Source organism: Paenibacillus sp. HGH0039, assembly GCF_000411255.1.
In the GTDB taxonomy this organism is placed as follows: Bacteria; Bacillota; Bacilli; order Paenibacillales; family NBRC-103111; genus Paenibacillus_F.
On sequence record NZ_KE150413.1, the window covers coordinates 797,334 to 822,073 of the forward strand.

General features: G+C 57.4%; 25 protein-coding genes and 1 riboswitch. Of the genes, 23 read left to right on the forward strand and 2 right to left on the reverse strand.

All coding sequences use genetic code 11. The features are described from left to right. Window positions 1–188: 188 nt before the first annotated feature. Window positions 189–764: a hypothetical protein gene (locus HMPREF1207_RS17920; protein WP_009676138.1), complete on the forward strand. Its 576-nt coding sequence runs from the start codon at window positions 189–191 to the stop codon at window positions 762–764. 210 nt (window positions 765–974) lie between these two features. Here HMPREF1207_RS17920 and HMPREF1207_RS17925 read toward each other — a convergent pair whose 3' ends face one another. Together HMPREF1207_RS17925 and HMPREF1207_RS17930 are read right to left on the reverse strand one after the other, a co-directional pair. After that, window positions 975–1,343 (reverse strand): cupredoxin domain-containing protein, encoded by a 369-nt coding sequence (locus tag HMPREF1207_RS17925; RefSeq protein ID WP_009676126.1) that lies wholly within the window; start codon window positions 1,341–1,343, stop codon window positions 975–977. Between the two features lie 168 nt (window positions 1,344–1,511). After that, window positions 1,512–1,877 carry a phage holin family protein gene (locus HMPREF1207_RS17930; RefSeq protein WP_009676063.1) on the reverse strand — a complete coding sequence of 122 codons (366 nt, stop codon included), beginning with the start codon at window positions 1,875–1,877 and terminating at the stop codon, window positions 1,512–1,514. Between the two features lie 275 nt (window positions 1,878–2,152). Between HMPREF1207_RS17930 and HMPREF1207_RS17935 the strand changes: the two genes are divergently transcribed. The 22 genes from HMPREF1207_RS17935 (at window position 2,153) to HMPREF1207_RS18040 (ending at window position 24,681) form a co-directional block, all read left to right on the forward strand. After that, complete coding sequence (locus tag HMPREF1207_RS17935) at window positions 2,153–4,513, forward strand: endonuclease MutS2 (protein WP_036740470.1); 2,361 nt, start codon at window positions 2,153–2,155, stop codon at window positions 4,511–4,513. Between the two features lie 122 nt (window positions 4,514–4,635). Further along, the gene (locus tag HMPREF1207_RS17940; protein WP_009676183.1) at window positions 4,636–5,310 is read left to right on the forward strand and encodes a PspA/IM30 family protein; all 675 of its coding nucleotides are present in this window, start codon (window positions 4,636–4,638) and stop codon (window positions 5,308–5,310) included. Window positions 5,311–5,405: 95 nt separating this feature from the next. Further along, entirely contained in the window at window positions 5,406–5,825 is a 420-nt protein-coding gene (locus HMPREF1207_RS17945; protein ID WP_009676216.1) for a DUF350 domain-containing protein, read from the forward strand. A 158-nt stretch (window positions 5,826–5,983) separates the two neighbouring features. Further along, window positions 5,984–6,502, forward strand: a complete 519-nt coding sequence (locus HMPREF1207_RS17950; protein WP_009676113.1) for a hypothetical protein — start codon at window positions 5,984–5,986, stop codon at window positions 6,500–6,502. A 225-nt stretch (window positions 6,503–6,727) separates the two neighbouring features. Further along, on the forward strand, window positions 6,728–8,059 hold the full coding sequence (locus tag HMPREF1207_RS17955; protein ID WP_009676171.1) for an MFS transporter: 1,332 nt from the start codon (window positions 6,728–6,730) through the stop codon (window positions 8,057–8,059). 93 nt (window positions 8,060–8,152) lie between these two features. Beyond that, a complete protein-coding gene (gene cysK, locus HMPREF1207_RS17960; RefSeq protein ID WP_009676052.1) occupies window positions 8,153–9,079 on the forward strand; it encodes a cysteine synthase A in 927 nt (308 codons plus the stop codon). Window positions 9,080–9,632: 553 nt separating this feature from the next. Next, entirely contained in the window at window positions 9,633–9,941 is a 309-nt protein-coding gene (locus HMPREF1207_RS17965) for a GNAT family N-acetyltransferase (RefSeq protein ID WP_009676083.1), read from the forward strand. A gap of 367 nt (window positions 9,942–10,308) precedes the next feature. Next, window positions 10,309–10,800 carry an Lrp/AsnC family transcriptional regulator gene (locus tag HMPREF1207_RS17970; RefSeq protein WP_009676149.1) on the forward strand — a complete coding sequence of 164 codons (492 nt, stop codon included), beginning with the start codon at window positions 10,309–10,311 and terminating at the stop codon, window positions 10,798–10,800. Window positions 10,801–10,812: 12 nt separating this feature from the next. Next, window positions 10,813–12,009 carry an aminotransferase class I/II-fold pyridoxal phosphate-dependent enzyme gene (locus tag HMPREF1207_RS17975; protein WP_009676105.1) on the forward strand — a complete coding sequence of 399 codons (1,197 nt, stop codon included), beginning with the start codon at window positions 10,813–10,815 and terminating at the stop codon, window positions 12,007–12,009. Between the two features lie 70 nt (window positions 12,010–12,079). Further along, window positions 12,080–12,340: an aspartyl-phosphate phosphatase Spo0E family protein gene (locus tag HMPREF1207_RS17980; protein WP_009676194.1), complete on the forward strand. Its 261-nt coding sequence runs from the start codon at window positions 12,080–12,082 to the stop codon at window positions 12,338–12,340. Between the two features lie 54 nt (window positions 12,341–12,394). Continuing rightward, the gene (locus tag HMPREF1207_RS17985) at window positions 12,395–12,970 is read left to right on the forward strand and encodes a hypothetical protein (RefSeq protein ID WP_016423856.1); all 576 of its coding nucleotides are present in this window, start codon (window positions 12,395–12,397) and stop codon (window positions 12,968–12,970) included. 127 nt (window positions 12,971–13,097) lie between these two features. After that, a riboswitch (cobalamin riboswitch) is annotated at window positions 13,098–13,303 on the forward strand. 178 nt (window positions 13,304–13,481) lie between these two features. Next, window positions 13,482–14,489 carry an ABC transporter substrate-binding protein gene (locus tag HMPREF1207_RS17990; protein ID WP_009676156.1) on the forward strand — a complete coding sequence of 336 codons (1,008 nt, stop codon included), beginning with the start codon at window positions 13,482–13,484 and terminating at the stop codon, window positions 14,487–14,489. Further along, complete coding sequence (locus tag HMPREF1207_RS17995; RefSeq protein ID WP_009676079.1) at window positions 14,490–15,527, forward strand: FecCD family ABC transporter permease; 1,038 nt, start codon at window positions 14,490–14,492, stop codon at window positions 15,525–15,527. Further along, window positions 15,527–16,312 (forward strand): ABC transporter ATP-binding protein, encoded by a 786-nt coding sequence (locus HMPREF1207_RS18000; RefSeq protein WP_009676176.1) that lies wholly within the window; start codon window positions 15,527–15,529, stop codon window positions 16,310–16,312. Before HMPREF1207_RS17995 ends, HMPREF1207_RS18000 begins: the two co-directional genes overlap by 1 nt. 76 nt (window positions 16,313–16,388) lie before the next feature. Further along, window positions 16,389–17,438, forward strand: coding sequence for a nicotinate-nucleotide--dimethylbenzimidazole phosphoribosyltransferase (gene cobT / locus HMPREF1207_RS18005; protein ID WP_009676140.1), 1,050 nt, complete (start codon window positions 16,389–16,391; stop codon window positions 17,436–17,438). Then, window positions 17,438–18,031, forward strand: a complete 594-nt coding sequence (cobU, locus tag HMPREF1207_RS18010) for a bifunctional adenosylcobinamide kinase/adenosylcobinamide-phosphate guanylyltransferase (RefSeq protein WP_009676076.1) — start codon at window positions 17,438–17,440, stop codon at window positions 18,029–18,031. Before cobT ends, cobU begins: the two co-directional genes overlap by 1 nt. 9 nt (window positions 18,032–18,040) lie before the next feature. Then, window positions 18,041–19,144 (forward strand): adenosylcobinamide-phosphate synthase CbiB, encoded by a 1,104-nt coding sequence (cbiB, locus tag HMPREF1207_RS18015; protein ID WP_009676148.1) that lies wholly within the window; start codon window positions 18,041–18,043, stop codon window positions 19,142–19,144. Then, a complete protein-coding gene (cobS, locus tag HMPREF1207_RS18020) occupies window positions 19,120–19,977 on the forward strand; it encodes an adenosylcobinamide-GDP ribazoletransferase (RefSeq protein WP_009676082.1) in 858 nt (285 codons plus the stop codon). The genes cbiB and cobS overlap by 25 nt, the downstream gene beginning before the upstream one ends. Window positions 19,978–20,153: 176 nt before the next feature. After that, complete coding sequence (gene cobD, locus HMPREF1207_RS18025; protein WP_009676099.1) at window positions 20,154–21,269, forward strand: threonine-phosphate decarboxylase CobD; 1,116 nt, start codon at window positions 20,154–20,156, stop codon at window positions 21,267–21,269. Between the two features lie 2 nt (window positions 21,270–21,271). After that, window positions 21,272–22,954: a cobyric acid synthase gene (locus HMPREF1207_RS18030; RefSeq protein WP_016423857.1), complete on the forward strand. Its 1,683-nt coding sequence runs from the start codon at window positions 21,272–21,274 to the stop codon at window positions 22,952–22,954. Between the two features lie 177 nt (window positions 22,955–23,131). Continuing rightward, window positions 23,132–23,701 carry a cob(I)yrinic acid a,c-diamide adenosyltransferase gene (locus tag HMPREF1207_RS18035; RefSeq protein ID WP_009676106.1) on the forward strand — a complete coding sequence of 190 codons (570 nt, stop codon included), beginning with the start codon at window positions 23,132–23,134 and terminating at the stop codon, window positions 23,699–23,701. Beyond that, entirely contained in the window at window positions 23,698–24,681 is a 984-nt protein-coding gene (locus tag HMPREF1207_RS18040; protein WP_009676173.1) for an RluA family pseudouridine synthase, read from the forward strand. The genes HMPREF1207_RS18035 and HMPREF1207_RS18040 overlap by 4 nt, the downstream gene beginning before the upstream one ends. Window positions 24,682–24,740: the final 59 nt, after the last annotated feature.

A 24,740-nucleotide genomic window follows, 5' to 3' on the forward strand; every position in this document is an offset into this window, starting at 1 on the left:
AGGTTTTTTATTCATTTTAATCGGCTCTCCAGCGATCCGGTCGGCGTGAAGCGCGGAGGCTGGAAGTTGCACCGGTACTCCTCGTACAAGCAAGACTACGCAGATGCGCGCGGCACTCCCGCTTAAGCCTGCTTCCGTCACGGCGAGCGACGACGATGCGATTGTGGAGCAAGGGAGGGAGAAACCGTATGGAACAGACGTTAGCCGCCGGCAGCGTTGTGACCACAGCTTGTATCATGGCTGCAGCATGTCTGGGTTGGTTTTATGTATGGATTCGTAGAAAACAAAAAGCGGAGGGCGCAGCCCTTCTGCAGTCGGTCATAACGGCTTTGGCCGTGACGTTCTTTTTCCTGCTGCCGCTGCTGATTATGTTCGTGTGCGTCTATGCGGCTCTTCTCAGTGCGGGGACGTTCCTGCCCGACAGTGTCTGGTTCCAGCAGTCGGAAGATTTGCTCAGCCTGGCTCTGCTGCTCATTTTCGCCCAGACGCTGTTGAGCATTCCGGTGAGGCTGCTGCTGCGGATGGGAGCTTTGAAGGGGCTCGGGGAATTCCGTAAAAAAATCGGGATGCCGATCGTTCCGCTGCAGCTCAGCCTGACGATGCTGACTTTCGCTCTCGGCTATCTGGCCGCCAGAGAATGGCACCTCACTTCGGTCGAACTGACCGAAAGCGGGCTCTATTACGTGTCGATCTTGCCGCCTCTGGCCGCATTCGGTATTTTTACCCTTCTGCGCAGAAGAAGAGGAAACCATCCCGGCGCGTAGGCGGAAGATGAACAGACTGTGACAGGTGTGTCGCCCTTGCTGGAAAAGTGATCACGCGCTGCGGCCCCGCATGACGGCGGTCAATCTCGAAGCTTCTCCGGGGGCAGCTGCGCCCGCTTTGCAAAACAAAAAAAGCTTGCGGAACGTATCGAAGATACGTAACCGCAAGCCTTTTTGTTAATTCGCCGGAAACTTACCGGCGGGCTTATTTTATTCTACAACGAGCTTGGCTGTCATCGTGGAGTGGCCGCTTCCGCAAGGAATGCTGCAGAGAATGTTGTAAGTGCCGGCTTTCTCCGGAGTGACGACTTTGCTCTTGCTGTTGTTGTCGAGACTGACTTTCAAATCCGGAATCGATACGCCGTGAACGCCTTCCTTGATGTCCAGGTTAATTTTAAGCGGCTCGCCTTTTTTGACTTTATATTCAGCCTGGTCGAATTTCCAGTTGGAAGCTTGAAGCGTAATTTCCTGGCTTGCCGTCGCGTTAGCGTCCGTTGCCGCCGTATCCGTTTTTTTGCCGCAGGCAGCCAGAGCGAATACAAGGACAAGAGCCATCAGCAGTGCTGCTGTTTTTTTCATAAATTTCCCTCCCTTTGTTTCATACACCCTCATCATACACCCGGAAGGCGGGGAAGTCAGCGGCTAACAAGTGAACCCTTTATGACAAATCATCAAATAAGATGTGAAAAATGAAGAAGACCGGATCCCGCTCGAGAGAGCGTGAATCCGGCCGCGGCATCCCGCCGGTCAGTGCGTGCTTTTGTGCCGGTTGTCTTTTCTGTCAAACGGAGAGACCGGAATAAACAGGTCGACAATCCCGACGACAAGAGCGGCAAGGATCGCACCGATGACGGAGGCGTGTACGCCCGTAACGATGAACTGGGACAGCCAGATGACGAGCGCGCTTGTCAGGAAGCCCACGATTCCCCGTCCGAACGGCGTAATCTGCCTGCCGAAGATGCTTTCGATAATCCAGGCCAGCACGGCGATGACGATGGCCAGCAGCAGGGCGCTTACGAACCCGCCCACTGAAAAACCGGGAACGATCCAGCTGACAACCATCAAAACCAGTGCGGAAACGATAAATCTGATCACATGACCGAGAAATCGCATCGGAAAGGCACCTCCTTGATTTGTTGACGGAACGGCGCAAAGCAGCGGTCTGCGCTTAATTCCTACGCTTGAACCGGGTTCCCCGCTTCTTGCGGCCCGGGGACCGAAAGACGTAAATGTACGCCCGCCGCGGTCATGACAGGATGCACGTCTTTAGCATGCCCGTCTTGGCGTTTTCGCATGAACCGGAGGTTATAAAAGAACTCTCCATAGCTTCGCCGTCCCGGATTGGATATAATAAAGAGATCATACTAGATGTGATGAGGGAGAATGCTTTGAATACCAAAACGTTTAACACAATGGAATTTCATAAAATCACACATAAACTGAGCAGCCACGCGGCCACCTCGCTGGGAACGGCAAAAGCGGCGGAGGCAAAACCTTCCGGAGATTTTGAGGAAGTGAAGCTGCGCCTGCAGGCGACGGACGAAGCTTTCGCCGTCGACCGTCTTAAGGGCGGGGCCCCTTTCGGGGGCATCCGGGATATCCGTGCGGCCGTGCACCGTGCCAGAGTGGGCGGGATGCTCAATCCGAGCGAGCTGCTCGATATCGCGACTACGATTTACGGGGGCCGCCGCCTCCGCAAATTTCTTGAAACGATGGATGAACAGCATCCTGTTCCGATGCTGCTGAGCTGGGCCGAACTCCTGAGCGACAACAAGGATACCGAGGACCGGATCAAAAGCTGCATCGACGACAACGCGGCGGTGATGGACAGCGCGAGCGGCGAGCTTTCCCGGGTGCGCAGCGAGCTGCGTACGGGCGAAGCGCGTGTGCGCGAGAAGCTGGAGCAGATGATCCGCAACCCGTCCGTGCAGAAAATGCTGCAGGACGCGCTGGTGACGATGCGCGGAGACCGCTATGTCATCCCCGTTAAACAGGAATACCGTTCTTCATTCGGGGGCATGATTCATGATCAGTCCGCGTCGGGCGCCACTCTTTTCATTGAACCGGAAGCCGTCGTTACTCTAAACAACAGGATCCGCGAGCTGAAATTCAAGGAAGAAGCCGAAGTGGAGAAAATTCTCCGCATGCTGACGTCCCAGGTTGCGGAAATCGAGGAAGATCTTCTATCGGATGTCGAACTGCTCGCGCAGCTGGATTTTACGTTCGCCAAGGCGGGACTTGCCCGTGAAATGAAGGCAACGCTGCCGAAGTTGAACGACCGGGGCTTTCTGAAGCTGAAAAGGGCGCGTCATCCGCTGATTCCGCTCGACAAAGTCGTTCCGATCGATCTGGAACTCGGGGGGAGCTTCACGACGATTATCGTGACGGGACCGAATACCGGCGGTAAGACGGTGTCTCTGAAAACCGTCGGCCTGCTCAGCCTGATGGCGATGTCCGGCCTGTTCGTCCCGGCGGAAGAAGGCAGCGAGCTGTGCGTCTTCGACGGCATCTTCGCCGATATCGGAGACGAGCAGAGCATCGAGCAGAGCCTCAGCACCTTCTCCAGCCATATGACGAATATTATCGGCATCCTCCGCGATATGACACCCAAGAGTCTCGTCCTGCTGGATGAGCTGGGGGCGGGAACCGACCCGGCGGAAGGATCCGCGCTCGCCATCTCGCTGCTGGAGAACATCCACCGGATGGGCTGCCGCATGATCGCGACGACTCACTACAGCGAGCTGAAGGCGTACGCCTTCGAGCGCCGCGGCGTGATCAATGCGAGCATGGAGTTCGACGTGCAGACGCTGAGCCCGACGTATCGTCTGCTCGTCGGGGTTCCCGGCCGCAGCAACGCGTTCGCCATCGCGGAGCGTCTCGGTCTTCCGCGCGCGATTATCGACAAAGCGCGCGGACAGGTCAGCGACGAGGACCAGCGAGTCGAGACGATGATCGCCTCGCTGGAGGAGAACCGGCTGACCGCCGAAGCGGAACGCCACAGCGCCGAGCAGATCCGGCGCGAGAACGAAGAGCTGCGGGCGGCGCTCTCCGCGGAGCGCGCCAAGCTCGACGAGCAGCGCGACAAGGTGCTGCTCAAAGCCGAACGCGAAGCGCAGGACGCGATCGCCAAGGCCCGCCGCGAAGCGGAAGAGATCATCGCCGACCTGCGGCGTCTGGCGAAGGAAGAGGCCGGCGCGATCAAGGATCACAAGCTGATCGCGGCCCGCCGCCGCCTCGACGAGGCCGAGCCGAAGCTCCGTAAGCCGGGAGCTAAGCGCCCCGAGCGGAGCAAGGCGGAGGTCGAGCCGGGCGACGAGGTGCGCGTGGTGAGCCTCGGCCAGAAAGGCCACGTCGTGGAAATCGTGAATTCGTCGGAAGTCACCGTGCAGCTGGGCATCATGAAGATGAAGGTGAACAAGACCGACCTCGAAGTGATCAAGGCGTCGCCTCAGAAGAAACCGGTCCAGCAGGTTGCCGCCACGGTTAAAAGAACCCGGGACGACAACATCCGCATGGAAGTCGATCTTCGCGGAACCAACGTGGAAGAAGGCATCATGGAGCTCGACCGGTTCCTCGACGAATCGTTCCTGAACAACTTTGCCCAAGTGTATGTCATTCACGGCAAAGGAACGGGCGTGCTGCGGACGGGCATCCAGGACTATCTGCGCAGACACAAGCACGTTAAAAGCTTCCGGATCGGAGCTTATAACGAGGGCGGCACCGGTGTGACGGTGGTTGAGCTAAAGTAACCGGACAGAAGATCCGGAAAAAATAATTTGGAAATGATTGAAACGTTCTTAAAGGTCCACCGTATGAAAAAGTATGAAAGTTATAAAAGCACAATTCAAACGAAAGCGGGAGGGAATTCCAAATGGGAATTTTTAAAAGACTTAGAGACTTGACGATGGCTTCGATGAACGATTTACTCGATAAAGCGGAAGATCCGGTAAAAATGCTGAACCAGTTCCTCAGAGACATGGAGCAGGACATTCAGGAAGCGGAAGTGGCGGTAGCCAAGCAGATCGCGATCGAGAAGAAATTCAAGCAGCAGTACGAAGAAGCGGAAGAAATGGTCGGCAAGCGTACGGAGCAGGCCATGAAAGCTCTGGAGCAGGGCAATGAAGACCTCGCCCGCCGCGCGCTGGAAGACAAGAAAGAGCACCAGACCCGTTTCGACGAAATGAAGCGCCAGTACGACATCGCCAAAACGAATGCCGATCAGCTCCGCAATCAGCTGGCCGAAATGAAAGACGAATTTACGAAAATGAAAAACAAGAAAGACCTTCTGATCGCCCGTGCCGAAGCGGCGAAAGCCCAGAAGCACATCAACCAGGCGATGTCCGGTTTCGGAACCGACAACGCGGCGAAAGGCTTCGACCGCATGTCCGAGAAGGTGCTTCAACTTGAAGCCGAAGCGCAAGCGAGCGGCGAGCTCCGCTCCAAAGGCAAGAGCCTGGACGACGAACTCGACCAGCTCGGCAAGAACGACGGAATCGACGACGAGCTTGCGGCCATGAAAGCGAAGCTGGCTGAAAAAAAACAATAAGCATGATATAATGGCGGTATGCCTAACGCGGAGACTGAGAATTTTCTCAGTCTCTTCCCTTGTTTACCATTCCTTGCGACGGAGGAGGCATACATTTGTACGAAGAGGTGAATCAGTTGGTCAGCAATCCTTACCTTGGAGCGTTAGCGTACTTCTCTGTGGCGGTCGTGGCCGTTATCGTATTTCTTACTATTTTCGAGATTGTAACGAAGTATAATGACTGGGAAGAGATCAAGCGCGGGAATGTCTCTGTGGCCATGGCTACAGGCGGTAAAATATTCGGAATCTGCAATCTGTTCCGGTTCGCTATCGAAAACAACGATTCGCTTATCCGCTCTCTCATTTGGGCCGGATACGGCTTCCTTCTATTGATGGCCGCTTATTTTATTTTTGAATTTTTGACGCCGTATTTTAAAATCGACGAAGAAATCCAGAAAGACAATCGCGCGGTGGGACTGCTGTCGCTGATGATATCCGTCTCCATTTCGTATGTCGTCGGAGCTTGCGTGCCCTAAAGGGCATCCGAATCCGGCTCTTCGACCGCTTGGCGATGGCGGAAAGGAAAGCGAAAGATGAAATATTTATGGGGAATTTTATTTGCTCTGGCCGTACTGTTTATGGGGCTGGGCGTCTGGTATTTGATGAATCATTGACCTGTCGGAGGTGAACTGGCGTGAACGAGGAAGAACTGAAAACCGTATGCCCGTGGTGCCAGACGGAAATCGTATGGGACCCGGAGATCGGACCGGAAGAAGAATGTCCGCACTGCTATAACGAACTGAGCGATTATCGCAGTATCCGGCTTGGTGCGGATGAAGAAGACGGGGACGAGCCGGCTGAAGAAGTGGAACTGGCGGCCGGTCCGGATGATTTCCTGGACTGGGAAGAAGACGCCGGCTATACCAACGAGTACGCCGAAGCTGTCCAGAATGTGCTGGATACCCAGGAGGAAGCGCCTGAGTGCTCCGCCTGCCGAGAACTCATGCTCCACGGGGGTAGGCAGGTAACCGCGGGTACGGGTTATACCCCCGTTATACCGGGACCGGTCGGCAGGGCTTTCCTGAATCCCGGCTACAAATTGAATGTATTCGTGTGTCCGTCCTGTTTCAAGGTCGAGACTTTCTTGGCGGAAGAAGACCGAGAGAAGCTTCTGGCCGTATTGAATCCGTCCAAAGAGCAAACCGACAACTAAAACAGAGGCAGCGTAAACCGCTAACCGTCCTTAGGATGGCAGCGGTTTTTTTTGCATACGATGTCACATCGCGCGGCGAGAGCTCTACGCGGTGTTAATTTTTCGTATTAACGGGGTTATGCGGAAAGGGAAACAGGAAAAAAACGGAACCTATCTGCTTCTTTGAAGAGGCCCTCTTTTGGACAGGATAAGGAAGATCAGGCTTCGAAAGGAAGGGATTTGAGGATGCAGCAGGACAAATACCGGGGACGCTCCCGGCTGGCAGGCTGGCTCGGAGCGGACAAGGAATCGGCTGCGGCGCAGCCCTGGGAACATGAAGCGGATGACCCGGCTTCCGCCGGACAGAAGAAGAGACCTACCATTGGAAGACTGGATGCCCAGTCCGCCCTGCTGCTTATAGAAAATATGCTTTTTGCGGCCGCCAACGCCTTGTCCGGGACGTTCGTCAGTATCTACCTATGGAAAGCCAAGAGCGATTTTGCCATGATCGGATGGTTTACGCTCACGCATCAGCTTGCGATGGCGCTCACCTTCTGGGTGGCGGGCAAGTGGGTAAAAGAGCATAACAAAATGAACTGCCTCCGTGCGGGCGTTGTCATGTCGGCGGTTTTTTACCTGCTCGTTCTGATGCTGGGTCTGTCCAGCGTGAATTACATTTTCCTGCTCGGTGCGGTTCAGGGGATGGCTTCGGGTTTTTTCTGGCTGGCGTTCAACATCGTCTACTTCGAGGTTACGAGCAGGGAAACGCGAGACAAATTCAACGGCTGGGCGGGCTTGCTGGGAGCGGGCGTCGGCATGCTGGCACCGTGGATTTCCGGACTCATCATCGTTCATATGGCGGGTACGAGCGGTTACCGGGTTATCTTCTCGATCTCACTGGGTATTTTTGTTCTCGGCGTGGCGGTGAGCTTTTTTCTGAAAAAGCGGAAGATCGAAGGCACCTACGGCTGGACGTACGGTTTCCGTCATTTGCGGCAGGGCGATACTCCGTGGAGGCCGGTTTGTGCCGCTTTGATGGCGCAAGGTTTCCGCGAAGGCGTATTCGGGTTTATGATTTCGCTGCTGGTGTATATCGCGACGACGAGCGAGCAAAAGCTCGGAAGCTACGCTTTGGTTACTTCGGGAGTTTCCTTCGTCAGTTTCTGGCTGGTCGGCCGTGTGCTCAAACCCAGATACAGAAGCAGAGGGATGCTTCTCGGGGTGCTGATGGTCATCGCGGCCATACTCCCGTTTTTCTGGAAAGTGAATTATATGACCCTGCTCCTGTTCGGGATCGGGACGTCTCTTTTTCTGCCGTTGTTTACGATTCCCATGACGTCGTCCGTGTTTGATTTGATCGGGAGAGACGAGGAGAGCGTAAAACACCGTGAGGAGTTTGTCATTCTGAGGGAGCTGGCGCTGAATGCCGGGCGGATTCTCGGTACGCTGCTGTTTATTGCCGTTATTTCTCAAAGCACCTCTCCGATTGTCATTAATACGCTGCTGCTTGTGATCGGAAGCGCGCCTTTCCTGAGCTGGCTCTTTATGAGAAAGGTGCTGCATCCAGAAAACTCTTGACAGAGCTGTCCATTCCTATAAAAATAGTGGGTATATGTTTGGACCCATTGTGTTGGAAAGTGAAAGAATTGTGCTACGGGGAGGAGACCGGAAATGAGCGGGAAACTGGTTAACAGCATCGCCGAACTGATAGGAGACACGCCTGCCGTACGGCTTAACCGCCTGACAAGCGAAGAGCATGCGGACGTGTATGTTAAGCTGGAATATTTCAATCCGAGCGGGAGCGTAAAAGACCGCGCGGCCTATAATTTGATAGCGCAGGCCGAGAAAGACGGCCTGCTGAAGCCCGGCGCGACGATCATCGAGCCGACGAGCGGCAACACCGGCATCGGACTGGCGATGAACGCGGCCGCGAAGGGGTATAAAGCGATTCTGGTCATGCCGGATAACATGACCAAGGAGCGGATCAATCTGCTCAAAGCCTACGGAGCGGATGTGGTGCTCACGCCTGCGGCGGAACGTATGCCGGGTGCGATTGCCAAAGCGGTGGAGCTTCAGCGCGGCATTCCCGGCAGCTTCATCCCGCAGCAGTTCGAGAACAAGGCGAACCCGGACATTCACCGGGTGACCACCGCCTTGGAGATTCTCGAGCAGACGGACGGCAGGCTCGACGCGTTCGTCGCTTCGTCCGGCACAGGCGGGACGATCACGGGCACGGGCGAGGTGCTGCGCGAGCGGATCCCCGGCATCGAGATCTACGTCGTCGAGCCGGCCGGATCGCCGGTGCTGTCGGGCGGTGAGCCCGGCCCGCACAAGCTGGTCGGCACGTCGCCGGGCTTCGTGCCGAAGATCTTGAACACGGACGTCTACGACGAGATCGTCCGGGTAGAGGACGAGGATGCGCTGCGCACCACCCGCGAGCTCGCGGCCCAGGAAGGCATCCTCGTCGGTCCGTCCGCGGGCGCAACCGTGTGGACGGCCATCCAGGTGGCCCGCAAGCTGGGGCCCGGCAAGCGCGTCCTGTGCATCGCGCCCGATACGGGCGAGCGGTACCTCAGCATGGGCATCTTCGGCGAATAAAGCGCCGGAGGCGGCGGGATACGGCCATATCCCGGCACCATCGCGGAAGGATGAATTCCCGTAGGCCGGGCTGAGTGCGGTCGTACTCTTGATTACCCGCTGCCGTCCGGGGCGCTCTCATACAGCGCGTGCCGGGATAGGATGCGTAATCGGTGTCCCTATAAAAAGAGCTTTCCCTGAATCCGGGGAAAGCTCTTTTTTATGCGATCTTTTTAGGAACAGGAAGATCAATAGACATGATAAATAAAAATAAAGCGGCAGCCCGTATGCATAGGGGGATAAGCATATAAAGAACGGAGAGTTTCATCTCCTGCGCCTGGGGGCGGAAGATCACCGTCCTACGGCGTCACACCGCCGCGCTGAGAACTGCGCGCGGTGTGAAAGCGCAATGGCAGGAGTAATTTGTCCTGCGCGTATTGCGGACGATGCTGCCGGAGGAGAATAGGCTTTTTTTGTGAAGGTGTGGAATATGAGAGGAAGTCATTGAATAAAAATACATTATCATGTATAATTATCACAGATTCACTTGTTCGTAGAAAGGTGGCCTGCAAGAATGATTTCGTTGTCCGGTGAGATGCCTAAACCATGGGTCCTGAACCCCTTTATACAATCCTATACAGAATTAACTTCCCAGAAGGTCGATCGCAAAAGTTTGAAGCAAATCGGAAACGGCCGTTTTATTTCCGCTTACGAGGATCAGAAACTGGTCGGAATCGCCTTTTGTACCGGAGATGTGGAGTGGGAGAACGAAGTATCCCTTTCGGTTCTTATTCTGCCTTCCTACCGCAAAAGAGGGATCGAATCCGCCATGCTGCGTCTGCTCCGCGGCAAGCAGTCAGCCTACAGCCGTACAGTTGGCTGAGCGGAATGCATTCGGCAGGATGGCGGGCTCCTGGGATCAGCAAGTCCCGCACAAGCACGTCCGGCTGCCCCGGAGACCGGGCATAGGGTATACACGGAGGCTTTTCAGGCAGAAAGCCGGTGGGACTGAAGTTTCGGCAGGCAAGGGGGAGTGACCTTGCGGTTTTGCGCCGCCGGGCGATGCCGCATCGCTTGCCGAGGCGGTGAGATGAAGCTGCAAGGAGCGCGTGCTTGCGGCTTTTTTGCGCTTCCGTTTTTTATTGAATTCGGCGGGGGCTGCGTGTAATATGGAAGATAACGATTTTCCCTATCCGATGCTTGATTTCATTGGACCTTATTCATGACGATTCTTAGTAGGAGGCTTGACGATGGACGATTTGAAGCACAAGATTCTGGATATTCTGAAAGAAGATTCCCGCCGTTCTCCGGCGCTTATCGCGACCATGCTGGGAATTACGGAAGAAGAGGCGACGGCGGCCATCCGCCAGATGGAAGACGAGCACATCATCGTGAAGTACGCCACCGTGCTCAACTGGAGCAAAGTGGACAGCGACAAGGTGAACGCGCTGATCGAAGTGCAGATCACGCCTGAACGGGGAACCGGATTCGACGCGATTGCGGAACGCATTTATTTATATCCAGAAGTGAAGTCGGTCTATCTGATGTCCGGAGCTTACGATCTGCTTGTGGAGATCGAGGGCCGTACGCTGCGGGAAGTGTCTTCTTTCGTTTCCAGCAAGCTGTCGACACTGGACCGGGTATTGTCAACGAAAACTCATTTTATTCTGAAAAAATACAAACAGGATGGGATCATTTTTGATGACCGTGAGGATGATCATCGGATGCTGGTCTCACCATAAAGGACGATGACGATGATAAACCAGGAAGAAATCGGAAGTAAACCGAAATCCATGCAGGGCTATTTGTCACCGCTGGTCCGGGATATTCCTCCTTCGGGCATCCGGCGTTTTTTTGATTTGGTAAGCGGGAGCAAGGATATCATTTCTCTGGGCGTCGGGGAACCGGATTTCGTAACGCCGTGGCATGTCCGCGAGGCGTGCGTGTATTCGCTGGAAAGAGGCCGGACGAACTATACGCCGAATGCGGGCCTCCCTGAGCTTCGCGAAGCGATCGCCGAGTATTTGTACACGAATTTTGCCGTAAAATACGAGCCTTCGAATGAAGTCGTCGTAACGGTCGGCGGCAGCGAGGCGATTGACCTTGCGCTGCGCGCGCTGATTACGCCGGGCGATGAAATTCTCGTTCCGGAGCCCTGCTACATCGCTTACAGCCCGATCGTCACGATCGGCGGAGGAGTCCCGGTCGGCATCGAGACCTTCGCGAAGGACAGCTTCAAGCTGAAGCCCGAGGCGCTCCGCGCAAGTCTGACGCCGAAATCCAAGGTTCTCGTTCTGAGCTATCCGAGCAACCCGACGGGCGGCATCATGACGTACGAGGACTGGGAGCCGATCGCCCGGATCGTGGAAGAGAACGATCTGATCGTCATCGCCGATGAAATTTATGCGGAGCTCACTTACGGAAGCAAGCACGTGAGCTTCGCGTCGCTGCCCGGCATGCGGGACCGCACTGTTCTTGTCAGCGGCTTCGCGAAAGCTTTTGCCATGACGGGCTGGAGAGTCGGCTACATGTGCGGGCATCCGGACCTGATCTCGGCGATGCTGAAGATCCATCAGTACACGGTCATGTGCGCTCCGATCATGGGCCAGATTGCCGCGCTTGAGGCGCTCCGCAACGGACTGGAGGAGAAGGACCGGATGATGGAGTCCTATAACCAGCGCAGACGCCTGGTCGTTCAAGGCTTCCGGCAGATCGGTCTCGACTGCCACGAGCCTCAGGGAGCGTTCTACGCGTTCCCTTCTATCGCTTCGACGGGCCTCAGCTCGGAAGAGTTCGCTCAGCGGCTTCTGACCGAAGCGAAGGTGGCGGCCGTTCCGGGACAGGTATTCGGCAACGGCGGCGAAGGCTTCGTCCGCTGCTCCTATGCGACTTCCGTTTCACAGCTGAACGAAGCTTTGGACCGTATTGGGTCTTTTGTGAAAAAATTGTAAAGACTTGTCCCAAAAAATAGTTTTCAGAATCGGAAAAAACTGATATCTTTAGGGTAAAGGAGGGATATGTATGGCTTATTTAGAATATCGTCTGGCCGACAACTCGGGTTGGTACAGCCATGACGTTTCCGATCAACGCTGGTTATCCAAACGACCTGCCAAATTAGCCTCCCTCTTTCACCTGGAAGAAGAAATTCAGTTTATGCGGCACAGACTGGAACAGATGGTTCAGTCCGGTGAGGCTATGACTTCCGAGTCCGTAATTGAAATGAGTACGCTACTTGATCATAAGATTAACGAATATATGAATCTAGTCCAGAAGAGCCGGTAAATGCCGGCTTTTTTGCAGCGTTTGCACAGGCTATCAGGCAACGGAGGGATTACGATGACACAGAAACGCTGGTTTTCGGCTGCTGTACTGCTTCTATTATTCACCGTCTTGGTTTCCGGGTGCGGGAAGGCCCAGCCCAAAGCGGATGTTTCCATCTTTATGATGGCCCGTGACGGTATACCGGTCGATGCCGCTTTTAAGCTTGAAAATTCGTTGAAAGCGCTTGTGGGGGACAAGCCGTCCATCTATTTGAATACGTCCCCGCTTTTTTCCAATGAGAAGATGATCGTCGAAATGGGATACGGCAATCACGGTATTCTGATCATCCCCGAAGAACAGTTTAAGATTTATGCGGCCGAAGGGGCATTTTTACCCCTGGAAGAGCATTTCAAGCAGGAGGACTATCCGGAGGGCGTACTCGAGGCGACGATTGAACCTGCCGGCAAGAAAAAGAATCCGCCCGAAGCGCCCAAGAAGGAGACGCATCTGTACGGCATTCCGCTCCAGTATTCCAAGTGGATGAAGGATAACGGCGTAGAGGGCAAAGGGCTCGTCGCTTTCATGGCGGTGAACAGCCGCAATCCCGAGCAGTCGTTCGAGGTGCTCAAAAAGATCGCCGCCAAATCCTGACGCGACGGCCTCGGCGCCGCCACGACTCTATGGCCCGCGCGAGGAATTGCAAGCGGTGCGGTGACTAAAGTCCTTGTCTTTCCGGCGCCGCTTGGCCTATAATGGGGGATGAACTTGAAGGCCCAACCTCATACGTTTACCGTCAGGTCCCGAAGCGGCGTCTCCCAGCGGAGCCGAAGCCCAGGGTGAAAAGGGAAGCCGGTGCAAATCCGGCACGGTCCCGCCACTGTAATACGGAGATCGTCTTACGATGCCACTGTCCGCGCGCGGATGGGAAGGCAAGACGGTCAGTCATCCGTAAGTCAGGAGACCTGCCTGCCGGTTTGCAGCACAATATCCTTCGAGGAGAGGATCGCGCGAAACCGGAAAGGACGTCCGACTGACGGCCGTTTCACCTCGTGATTCCGAAAGTTATCCCCTCTATCTCCGGATAGAGGGGATTTTTTGTTGACATGCGCGAACATCGTGGGACAACCTCAAGTCAAACTAAATCAGCAAGGGAGTAGAGAACATGAACAACGAACGAAGAACCGCTAGGGGGTTTAAATACGCCCTGCTGCTGCTTGTTTTGACGATGGCCGTCGGCCTGGCAGCCTGCGGCAAGCAAAGCACGGATAACGGGACGGCGGGCTCGGCCTCTCCGGCGGCAAGCACCGCTCCGCAAACGAGCGCGAAGAAAACGCAGTATCCTTTGAAAGTAACCGATGCGACAGGAAAGGAATTTACGTTCGAGAAAGCGCCCGGTAAAATCGTGTCGGTTTCGCCGGCGGAGACGGAAGCTCTTTTTGCGATCGGTCTGGGCGATACAATCGTCGGCGTGTCCGATTTTGACGATTATCCGGCGGAAGCGAAAACGAAGCCGAAAATGGGCGGAATTACACAGCCTAACCAGGAATCGGTTATCGCGTCGGGAGCCGACATTGTTTTCACAGGCGTTTCGATGAAAAAAGAATCGGTCGAAAAGCTGCGCGCCATGGGCATCAACGTGTTCAAGGTGGAGCCTAAGACGCTTGACGACGTCATGAAAAATATTCAGCTCTACGGCCAGATTACCGACCATCAGGAACAGGCGGAAAAAGTCGTCGCAAAAATGAAAGAAGACCGTCAGAAAGTTACGGATGCCGTAAAAACCGTAGCGGCGGACAAGAAGAAAAAAGTCTATATCGAATTTTCTCCGGGCTGGACAGTCGGCAAGGGCGAATTCATGGATGAGCTGATCACGCTGGCGGGCGGTGTCAATGTCGCTTCCGACATTACGGGCTGGAAACAGATCAGCGAGGAGAAAATCATCCAGCAGAACCCGGACGTTATTTTATACGCCAAAGACGTGGTGGATGACAAAACGAAGAAGAGTCTAGAAGAACTCATTCGCGGACGCAGCGGGTGGAACGAAATCAATGCGGTCAAAAACAACCAGGTAATCGGTCTCGACCAGAATACGCTGACCCGTCCGGGACCGCGTCTGACAGAGGGACTCCTGCAAATGGCTAAAGCCATCTATCCGGACTTGGTGAAATAAATGAAACCTAAATGGGGACTTTGGGGAGGAGTAGGAGTTTTACTCCTTCTTCTTTCTATTGTGCTGAGTCTTTCGCTGGGCTCGGCCCATCTGCCGGTGAGTCAGATCGCTTCGATTCTGGGGAGCAAGCTGCCTTGGATCGGAGACCGAATCACGCCGGATTGGCCCGTATCCTCGGAGCAGATTATTATGAAGGTAAGGCTGCCGCGCGTGATGCTTGCCATCCTTGTCGGGGCCTCCCTTTCGGTAGCGGGAGCCGCTTTTCAAGGCGTCCTGCGCAATCCGCTTGCGGACCCGTATACGCTTGGGGTCAGCAGCGGAACGAGCGTCGGCGCGGCGTTCGTCATTTACTTCGGTCTGCAGACGACGTTTTTCGGTACGTGGACGATACCGGTCGTCGGGTTTGCCACAGGAGCCGTTTCGCTTTGGATCGTTCTACGACTGGCCCGGACTGACGGCAAAATCCGTATGGAGACGCTGCTGCTTTCCGGTGTCGTGATGCAGGCGTTTCTCGGCTCCGTGGTTTCTTTTCTGGTGTCGATGTCCAAGCAGGTCGTCAATGAAATCATTTTCTGGCTGATGGGCAGCCTCGCTATGAAAGGCTGGTCGTACACAACCGTTCTCCTTCCGTATTTCCTCGTAACTTTCGTTGTGCTCTACAGCTATGCGCGGACACTCAACTTGCTGGCGCTCGGGGAACGTCAGGCCGCCCATCTGGGTATCCATGTCGAGCGGACGAAATTGATCGTGCTGATCACCGCGACACTGGTGACGGCTGCGGCCGTTTCCGTATCCGGCGTCATCGGGTTTGTCGGGCTGATCGTGCCTCATCTGATCCGTCTGATCGCGGGACCGGATTACCGGCTGATCGTGCCGCTTTCCGCCGTTGGCGGAGCCATCTACGTCCTTTGGGCCGACACGCTGGCCCGGACGCTTCTAAGCCCGACAGAGATTCCGCTCGGCGTAATCACCGCGTTTCTGGGTGCGCCGTTCTTCGCTTATCTGCTGCGCAAACAGAAGAAATGGGGGAGAAGCTGATGGAACCGATCATCGAAGTGCGGGGTGCTGGAAAAAGTTTCGGCGGAACCCGCGTGCTCAAAGATATCCGTTTCGAGGTGAAGCCCGGCGAATTTTTCGGCATCATCGGGCCCAACGGGAGCGGCAAATCGACTCTGCTGAGGCTTATCTCCGGCGTAGACCCCCTTACGGAAGGCCGTATTCTTCTCCAGGGGAGGGAAGTCGCGGGCTACGCCCGCAAGGAGCTGGCACGCTGGCTTGCCGTGCTTCAGCAGGATGCGCTGCCTCCGCTCGGTTTCACTGTCCGTGAGGTGGTCGAAATGGGCCGGTTCCCTTTCCAGAACTGGCTCGGGGAAGACCGGGAGGACGCCGCTGCGCTTATCGACCGGATTATGCGGCGGCTCGATCTGGAGCCGCTGGCCGACCGGACGGTCGAGAACCTGAGCGGAGGCCAGAAACAGCGAGTGGCGCTGGCGAAGGTGATGGCGCAGGAGCCCCGACTGCTGCTGCTCGACGAGCCTACGACTTACCTGGACATCGGCTACCAGATGCAGCTGATGGACTACGTGCGGCAGTGGCAGCGGGAAGAAGGGCTGACGGTGGTCGCCGTCCTTCACGATTTGAACCTAGCCTCTCTCTACTGCGAACGGCTTCTCGTCGTTCACGAGGGAGAAGGCGTATCGATCGGCACGCCGGAGGAAATTATGAGAAGCGAGCTGATCCTGGACGTCTACGGGACGGAACCGATCGTCCTGGAGCATCCGGATCACGGCATTCCTCAAATCCTGCTGCGCCGGGGAGATTGAATAGAGTGAATCCGGACCGCCCGCAGGGCGGTTTACATACATACCGACTTATACTACATACCGAGGAGGAACAAACATGAACGAACTTCAGGGTGTAATCGGCGCCATTCGCCCGCTCCGTCAGGAAGCGAAGGATGCGGCATCCGTCCATCTCGATAATCTGACTAAACCGCCGGGAAGCCTCGGCAAGCTGGAAGATATGGCACGCCAGCTTGCGGGGATTACCGGAGAGGTTATGCCCGATATGAGCCGCAAGGCCATCGTCGTGATGGCGGCCGACCACGGCGTCTGCGAAGAAGGCGTCAGCGCGTTTCCGCAGGAAGTGACCCGCCAGATGGTGATGAACTTCCTGCAGGGCGGCGCGGCCGTCAATGTGCTGGCCCGGCACGCGGGCGCGGAAGTCGTATGCGTCGATATCGGCGTCAATGCCGACCTGGAGCATCCGGATCTCCTCTCCCGCAAAGTCCGGAAAGGCACGGCCAATATGGCCCGTGAAGCCGCTATGACCCGTGAGGAGGCTCTCCAGGCCATCCGCGCCGGCATTGAAGTCGCAGACGAGCTGGTCGGACGCGGCGTGCGGGTTCTGGCAACCGGGGAGATGGGGATCGGCAACACCACGGCCAGTTCCGCGCTGCTGAGCGTGCTCGGGGGCATCGCCGTAGAAGACGCGGTAGGACGCGGAACGGGCATCGACGATGCCCGCTGGCTGCACAAGCAGGAAGTTGTTCGCAGAGCCATCGAGGTCAACAAACCGGATGCGGGCGATGCGCTCGATGTGCTGGCGAAAGTCGGCGGCCTCGAAATCGCGGGCCTGGCCGGAGTCATACTCGGTGCGGCCAAGAACGCTTGTCCGGTCGTGATCGACGGTTTCATCTCCTCGGCCGCCGCGCTGGTTGCTTCACGGCTGGCTCCGGAGTCCCAGCCGTATATGATCGCCTCTCATCAGTCTCACGAGCAGGGCCACGCACGGATGCTGGAAGCGGTCGGGCTCAGCCCCATGCTTCATATGGATATGAGACTGGGAGAAGGGACCGGGGCTGCGCTCTGCTTCACGCTCATGGATGCGGCGGGCAAAATCATGCGCGAGATGGCTTCCTTCGAAAGCGCCGGAGTGTCGCGGGGCTGATGAATCTGGCGCATGAACATACACCGGGAGCGGGAGCTGTCCTCGTGACGGGCGGTGCCAGAAGCGGCAAAAGCTCGTTTGCCGAGCAGCTGTCTTCGCGGCTTGCCGCACACGGGACTTATCTCGCTACGGCCCAGATCTGGGACGAGGAGATGCGGCAGCGGATCGCTCTGCACCGCACGCAGCGCGAGCAGTCCGGCTTCCCCTGGATTACGGCGGAAGAGCCTATGGAGCTGTCGGCCGCGCTGCAAGCTTGTAGCGGCGAAAGAGGCCAGGGCGTTGTCCTGGTGGATTGTCTGACGCTGTGGCTTTCCAATCGTCTGCTGAAGGCGGAATCTTCGCCGGATGCGGCCGAACAAGTGGATGCCGCCGTGGACGAGCTTGTCCGGACGGTTGAAGCCTACGAGGGACCGCTCGTTCTTGTCACGAACGAAGTGGGGAGCGGCATTGTGCCCGAGTATCCCCTCGGGCGATTGTACCGCGATCTCGCCGGTCGGATGAATCAGCGGCTGGCCCAAGTTTGCGGCCGGGTTTTTCTGGTGACCGCCGGGATACCTGTCGAGCTGAAAAGCCGGGCTTACCGGTTTGAATAGAGGGAACTCATGATTTTTTATTCGCTGAAAGAAATCTTGTGGATGATGCTGGCGGCTATTGCCGTCGACCTTGTGATCGGCGATCCGAAGTGGCCGACGCATCCGGTGATCCGCATCGGGAGTCTGATCAGCTTTCTGGAACGGAAGCTGAGGAGGGATCACGCAGCGCGGGAGAGCGCGCCGGAATGCGCCGGAGGAGTCCGAGCCGAGGCCGGAGCCGGGACCGGGGCTGCCGGTGGCGTGCCGCCGGAGGCCGGCGCATCCGCCGACACGGCCGGAGAAGCGGCCTCTCTGTCACCGCGCTCCTTGAAGCGGCGGGGGATTGTCCTGGCCGCAGCCGTCATGCTGGCCGCATTTGCCGCGATGACGGCCGTAACGGCCGCAGCCGCGGCGATACATCCGTGGCTGGGATACGCGGTGACGACGTGGTTTATTTCGACGACGGTAGCCGTCAAAGGCTTGAAAGATGCCGCACGGCTGGTAGCGGTACCCCTGGCAGCGGGAGATTTGGCCGCCGCTCGCAAATATACGGGCTATATCGTCGGCCGCGACACGAAGAACCTCGACGAAGGCGAACTGACGCGCGCCGTCGTGGAAACGGTCGCCGAGAACACCGTCGACGGAGTCGTTTCGCCGCTGTTCTACGCCCTCATCGGCGGAGCGCCTCTGGCGATGCTGTACCGGGCGGCGAACACGCTGGACTCCATGGTCGGCTACAAGAACGACCGGTATGTGCATTTCGGCTGGGCCTCCGCGCGGTGGGACGACGTGATGAACTGGATTCCGGCCAGACTGACCGGAATCCTGCTGATTCTGGCCGCGTCCGTACAGCCGCGGATGAGCGCTTTCCGGGCGGGCCGCTCGATCGGCCGTTTCGCCCGGCTTCATCCGAGCCCGAACAGCGGGATTCCGGAGTCGGCGGTCGCGGGCGCGCTCGGCATCGAGCTGGGCGGGCGCAATACATACGGAACCGTGGTCAGCGAGCGCGCACGCATGGGCTGGCCGCTGCGGCCGCGGAACCGCGGAGACATCGACGGCACGGTCCGGCTGCTCTACGGGGCGACGGGCTGGCTGGCAGGAGGGGTCCTATGCGCAATTTGGCTGCTGAATTAAAGCTCTGGCTGTTTGGACTGATAACGGCCGTCCAGTTTCTTACCCGGCTGCCGCTTCCGGTAAGGATCGAGTGGACACCGGCCGTTCTGCGGCGGAGCCTCGCTTTTTACCCGGTGGTCGGCATGATCCTGGGCCTTCTTCTTACCGGCTCCGGCTGGGTGCTGGAGAAGACGCTTCCCCCTCTGCCCGCTGCCGCGCTTCTTCTGTGCCTGTGGATCGGGCTGACGGGAGCGCTGCATCTGGACGGGCTGATGGATACGGCGGACGGGCTGCTCAGCCATCGTTCCAGGGAGCGCATGCTGGAAATTATGAAAGACAGCCGCGTCGGAGCCATGGGCGTCATTGTATGTGTCGCGGTCTTGCTTCTCAAGTGGAGCGTAATGGTGCCGCTGCTGACGGACGGCGCTCTCACCGGGAGCTGGATTCTGCTGCTTGTTCCGGTCTGGAGCCGGACTTTCATGGCCGCAGCCGTGGCTTTATGGCCGTATGCGCGGAGCGGAGGCGGTCTGGGCGGTTTTTTTGAAGGGGAAAAAAAGCCCTTCGCGCTGCTGGGAGCGGCAATCGCCTTATTTCTGAGCGCCGGAGCGGTCGCGTTTTTCCATGAATCGGGCGGGACGCTTTCGCTCAAGCCTTCTTTGCATGTTTTGGAAGGGGCGGGGCCCGTATGGTGGGGGATTATGCTCCTTATGGTTACCTTTGCGCTTGGAGGAGTCTTGGCGGCCTGGATGGCTAAAAAGCTCGGCGGGCTGACGGGGGACACCTACGGGGCTTTAAATGAGCTGCTGGAAGCTCTGCTGCTTCTTGCCGCCGCTTTCGTGCTGCATTTGACCTAGTTTGGATGCGCGGACACCCTCGAAAGGCTTGTTGCCGTAGGGTGAAAAGGAACGTGCGGAGCAGACGGGCTCTCCGAAAGGAACCAAAAAAGAGGCGGGATGGATTCGTTCGTCGGACTCCCGGCCTTTTTGCATATAAACGGACAGGAAACGACAAAAAAAGTGGGGGGATCACTATGCTGGAGCGATACGGACACGGCGGGGATGTGTGGACGGCGGAGGAAAAGTTCGGGCGCGGCCGGGAGCAGTTTCTGGATTTCAGCTCGAATATGAATCCGTTCGGTCCGCCTGATGCGGTGGAGGGAGTGCTGCGATCAGGCTGGAAACATATTGTCCGGTATCCGGACCCGGCTGTCCGGGAGCTAACAGGGAAAATTGCCGCCAAATACGGAGTTCCCGCAGAATCCGTACTGGTGGGAAACGGCGCCGCCGAATTGATCGACCTTATCGTGCGTGTTCTGCAGCCCGAGGTGACGGGGCTTGCGCGTCCGTCTTTCAGCGAATACGAGGATGCGGTGCTGAAAACGGGAGGCCGTATCCACGGGATTCCGCTGCGTGCGGAGCACGATTTCCTGCTGCAGCGGGCGGATGCCGAGGAAGCCGTGAAGCGTTCGGATTTGCTGTTTCTGGGACATCCGAACAATCCGACGGGAAGACTCCTTTCCCGGGAACTGCTGAACGACTTGGCCGGCAGCGGACATCCGCTCATTCTGGACGAGGCGTTCCTCGATTTCGTACCGGACGAAAAAAACGTGACGCTTCTGCGGCTTGCGGCCGAATCCAAGCATGTAGCCGTGATCCGCTCCATGACGAAGTTTTACGCGATTCCGGGGGCCCGGCTCGGCTTCATTGTCGCTCATCCGGATGTGATCGCCCGGATGTCCCGTCTGCAGGTACCGTGGAGCGTAAATTATTTCGCCCAGCTTATCGGATGCGCCGTCCTGGAGGACGAGGCTTTTCACGCGAAAACTATCCGCTGGCTGCAGGAAGAGAGTCCCTGGCTTGCCGACAAACTTGCGGGTCTCGGGCTCTCGGTGACACCGAGCGACACCAACTATTTGTTGTGCGCGCTTCCGGAGCACAGCCTAATCGATGTCCGCATCCTTCAAGAAGAAATGGGCAGACGCGGGGTTCTCATCCGGGACGCTTCGCTTTTCGAAGGGCTCGGCACGCGTTATTTCCGTACGGCGGTCAAACTCCGCGGCGATAACGAGCGCATGCTTGCCGCTTTGTCAGACGTGTTGAAAGCGGCTCAAGCCGGTGAAATTTCCTTTGAAAGGGGCGGCCGATGAACATGAGGAATTCCACTCATACAGAAGGACGCACAGGCACGGTCCCGACTCACCTTGACCGTGAAGCGGATCAACCGGAGGGCAACGGGAGCGGGACGGACGGAACGCGGGCCAGGACCCTTATGGTACAGGGGACGGCTTCGGATGTCGGCAAAAGCATTTTGACGGCGGCTCTGTGCCGCATTTTCGTGCAGGACGGCCACCGCGTGGCGCCGTTTAAGTCGCAGAACATGTCGCTGAACTCTTACGTGACGCCGGACGGCAAAGAGATCGGGCGGGCTCAGGGGGTCCAGGCCGATGCGTGCCGCATACCGGCTACGACCGATATGAACCCGATTCTGCTGAAGCCGTCTCAGGATATGCGTTCCCAGGTCGTTGTTCACGGCAAGCCTTATCAGGATATGGACGCGAGAGCTTACCGCGAATCTTACCTGCCCCTGGCGGAGAAAGTCGTGTGTGACGCGCTCGAACGGCTGCGTCGGACGGTTGACCTCGTTGTGCTTGAAGGAGCCGGAAGTCCGGCGGAGATCAACCTGAAAGACCGGGATATCGTGAACATGCGGATGGCGAAATGGGCCGACGCTCCCGTGATCCTCGTGGCGGATATCGACCGGGGCGGGGTATTTGCGTCGATCGTCGGGACGCTGGAGCTTCTGGAACCGGATGAGCGGGAGCGGGTAAAGGGATTTGTCATCAATAAATTCCGGGGGGACGTCAGCCTGTTGAAGCCGGGATTGGACTGGTTGGAGGAACGGACGGGAAAACCCGTACTCGGCGTCGTCCCTTACTATCCGAAGCTGGGGATTGAAGACGAGGATTCCGCTTCGCTGGATTCCAAAAGAAGGCTGGAACCGGCTCCGGCCGCACAGCAGGACGGTCAGCGGCCCGATGTGCTCGATATCGCGGTCGTCCGGCTGCCTCGGATTTCCAACTTCACGGATATCGATCCGCTGCACGAAGAGCCGGATGTATCCGTGCGTTACGTCGGCAGCGCCGCCGAATGGGGGAATCCGGATATCGTCCTTGTGCCGGGGAGCAAAAATACGATGAGCGACCTTCTTTTCCTGCGGGAAAGCGGCCTGGCCGACAGAATCGTCCGTCACGCGGCCGGTGAAGGCAGGGTTGCCGGGATATGCGGGGGCTACCAGATGCTGGGCGAGGCACTTTCGGACCCGCTCGGAACGGAATCCGACTATAGGGGGGACCGGGAAGGACTCGGCCTTCTGCCGGTGGCGACTGAATTCACGCCGGAGAAAAAAACGGTGCGTGCCGAAGGCAGCTGCGGACTTTTCCGCCAAATGCCGGATCTGCCGGTCGACGGCTATGAAATTCATATGGGCGTGACGAGGATGACGGACGAAACGTCGGAGCGGCCGTTTCGCCTTCGCGCTTCCTTGGCGGGTTCCGGGGATGAAGCCGGTGCGGCGGACGGTTTGCATCCGGAGGGAGCTTCGGCTTTCGAAGGACGGGTCTGGGGAACGTATCTGCACGGCATTCTTCATAATGACGATTTCCGCAGATGCTGGCTGAACGAAGCTCGTCAAAGCAAAGGCTGGGAGCCTCTTTCCGCCGAACTGCGTTTTCGCGAAAAGCGGGAGGAAGCGTTCGACCGGCTCGCGGGTCATGTCCGCAAACATATTGACATGGATCTCTTATACGAGATAGCGGGATTAACCGCTGAATAAAAGCGTCCGGACCAGTTTCCGGAGAGAGCCGATATCGGACCGAATCCATTTGCACTGCCTGTCCGGGGAAGCTATGATAAGAAAAAGAGCCTTTCGGAGCTGATGAAGCGAACGGGCGATGTTGATTTTTTACCCTGAATATAAGTAAGATATTTGGCGTTAGCGGGAGGAATACAGGTGAAAATTTATACGAGAACAGGGGACGCCGGCAAAACGGGTGTCATCGGCGGACGTGTCGATAAAGACGACGAACGGGTGGAAGCGTACGGAACGGTAGACGAGCTGAACTGTTATCTGGGGCAGGCGATGAGTTTTATGGACCCGGAGAAGTTTGCCGACCTGCTGGAAGACCTGCTTACGGTCCAGCATGAGCTGTTTGACTGCGGCTCGGATTTGGCTCTGCTTAAAAAGGAGCTGCGGCCTTTTAAAGTGACGGCGGAGATGGTGGACAATCTGGAGACGTGGATCGATAAATACGATGCCGAGACGCCCGATATTACACGGTTCATTCTGCCGGGGGGAAGCCGGAGTTCCGCTGCGCTTCACATCTGCCGGACGGTATGCCGCCGTGCCGAAAGACGCGTCGTGACGCTGGCCCGCACCCAGGAGATCAACGTGGAGGTACGCCGTTACCTGAACCGCCTGTCGGATCTCTTCTTCACGATTGCCCGCACGGCCAACTTCAGGGAAGGTCAGACGGATGTGGAGTACGTCCGCAGCGGCGAGGTGTTCCGCCGGAAAAAATGATAAATTATTACAGTCCTTTAACGTATGTGGTTCCTCCCGACGAGGAGGGTTTCTATCTGAAAACGATTTTGCAGAACCGGATGGGTCTCTCGCGGAAACTGCTCTCCAGGCTCAAGCTGACGGAACAGGGGATCACCGTCAACGGCAAGCGCGAATATATCAACATCAAAGTGAACAGCGGAGATGTGATCGAAATCCGGATGCAGGAGGAAGAGTCGGAGGATATTTTGCCTCAAGACCTCCCGCTTGAAATTTTGTATGAGGACGAGCACCTGCTCATCGTCAATAAAGAGTCCGGGATGATCGTGCATCCGACGCACGGGCATTATTTGAACACGGTGGCCAACGCCGCCGTGCATCACTGGAAAGAGCGGGGGGAAAACGTCCGCTTCCGGCCGGTTCACCGGCTGGACCAGGAAACCTCGGGCGTGCTTGCGATTGCGAAAAATCCGTATGTGCACCAGCAGATTTCGGAGCAGATGATCGCTCACAGCATAACGAAGGAGTACCTGGCCATTGTGCACGGCACGGTAGTGGAGGACCGGGGTACGATCGACGCTCCGATCGACCGCGACCCGGAGCAGCCGCACGTCCGCATCGTGACGCCGTCCGGTTACCGCGCCGTCACGCATTACGAGACGGTGCGGCGCTACGACGGCATCACTCTGGTGCGGCTGATGCTGGAAACCGGGCGGACGCATCAAATCCGCGTCCATATGAAGCACCTCGGGCACCCTCTCCTCGGTGACAAGATGTACGGCCCGGACTTCGCCGCCGGAGCGGACTGTGCCGACGGCGTGCCGGGAGCGCCCTCCGCCGTCCCGTCCCCGGCAGTAGACGGCGAGGCGGTCCCGGCGCTCGCCCGGCAGGCGCTGCACGCGTACCGGCTGGGCTTCGTCCACCCGGGCACGCGCGAGCGGGTGGAGTTCACCGCCCCGCTGCCGGCGGACATGCAGGCGGTGCTCGACGCCTGCCGGTAGGGTCTCCGCGTCAGCGGGCTGTGCTGCCTGGTGCGTGCTTAAGCTGCTGCGGGTCTCAA

What these genes read in the sequence shown, in the direction of transcription:
- HMPREF1207_RS17920 (WP_009676138.1), top strand. Translation starts at nt 189, where the DNA reads ATGGAACAGACGTTAGCCGCCGGCAGCGTTGTGACCACAGCTTGTATC.
- HMPREF1207_RS17925 (WP_009676126.1), bottom strand. Translation starts at nt 1,343, where the DNA reads ATGAAAAAAACAGCAGCACTGCTGATGGCTCTTGTCCTTGTATTCGCT.
- HMPREF1207_RS17930 (WP_009676063.1), bottom strand. Translation starts at nt 1,877, where the DNA reads ATGCGATTTCTCGGTCATGTGATCAGATTTATCGTTTCCGCACTGGTT.
- HMPREF1207_RS17940 (WP_009676183.1), top strand. Translation starts at nt 4,636, where the DNA reads ATGGGAATTTTTAAAAGACTTAGAGACTTGACGATGGCTTCGATGAAC.
- HMPREF1207_RS17955 (WP_009676171.1), top strand. Translation starts at nt 6,728, where the DNA reads ATGCAGCAGGACAAATACCGGGGACGCTCCCGGCTGGCAGGCTGGCTC.
- cysK (WP_009676052.1), top strand. Translation starts at nt 8,153, where the DNA reads ATGAGCGGGAAACTGGTTAACAGCATCGCCGAACTGATAGGAGACACG.
- HMPREF1207_RS17965 (WP_009676083.1), top strand. Translation starts at nt 9,633, where the DNA reads ATGATTTCGTTGTCCGGTGAGATGCCTAAACCATGGGTCCTGAACCCC.
- HMPREF1207_RS17970 (WP_009676149.1), top strand. Translation starts at nt 10,309, where the DNA reads ATGGACGATTTGAAGCACAAGATTCTGGATATTCTGAAAGAAGATTCC.
- HMPREF1207_RS17975 (WP_009676105.1), top strand. Translation starts at nt 10,813, where the DNA reads ATGATAAACCAGGAAGAAATCGGAAGTAAACCGAAATCCATGCAGGGC.
- HMPREF1207_RS17980 (WP_009676194.1), top strand. Translation starts at nt 12,080, where the DNA reads ATGGCTTATTTAGAATATCGTCTGGCCGACAACTCGGGTTGGTACAGC.
- HMPREF1207_RS17985 (WP_016423856.1), top strand. Translation starts at nt 12,395, where the DNA reads ATGACACAGAAACGCTGGTTTTCGGCTGCTGTACTGCTTCTATTATTC.
- HMPREF1207_RS17990 (WP_009676156.1), top strand. Translation starts at nt 13,482, where the DNA reads ATGAACAACGAACGAAGAACCGCTAGGGGGTTTAAATACGCCCTGCTG.
- HMPREF1207_RS17995 (WP_009676079.1), top strand. Translation starts at nt 14,490, where the DNA reads ATGAAACCTAAATGGGGACTTTGGGGAGGAGTAGGAGTTTTACTCCTT.
- HMPREF1207_RS18000 (WP_009676176.1), top strand. Translation starts at nt 15,527, where the DNA reads ATGGAACCGATCATCGAAGTGCGGGGTGCTGGAAAAAGTTTCGGCGGA.
- cobT (WP_009676140.1), top strand. Translation starts at nt 16,389, where the DNA reads ATGAACGAACTTCAGGGTGTAATCGGCGCCATTCGCCCGCTCCGTCAG.
- cobU (WP_009676076.1), top strand. Translation starts at nt 17,438, where the DNA reads ATGAATCTGGCGCATGAACATACACCGGGAGCGGGAGCTGTCCTCGTG.
- cbiB (WP_009676148.1), top strand. Translation starts at nt 18,041, where the DNA reads ATGATTTTTTATTCGCTGAAAGAAATCTTGTGGATGATGCTGGCGGCT.
- cobS (WP_009676082.1), top strand. Translation starts at nt 19,120, where the DNA reads ATGCGCAATTTGGCTGCTGAATTAAAGCTCTGGCTGTTTGGACTGATA.
- cobD (WP_009676099.1), top strand. Translation starts at nt 20,154, where the DNA reads ATGCTGGAGCGATACGGACACGGCGGGGATGTGTGGACGGCGGAGGAA.
- HMPREF1207_RS18030 (WP_016423857.1), top strand. Translation starts at nt 21,272, where the DNA reads ATGAGGAATTCCACTCATACAGAAGGACGCACAGGCACGGTCCCGACT.
- HMPREF1207_RS18040 (WP_009676173.1), top strand. Translation starts at nt 23,698, where the DNA reads ATGATAAATTATTACAGTCCTTTAACGTATGTGGTTCCTCCCGACGAG.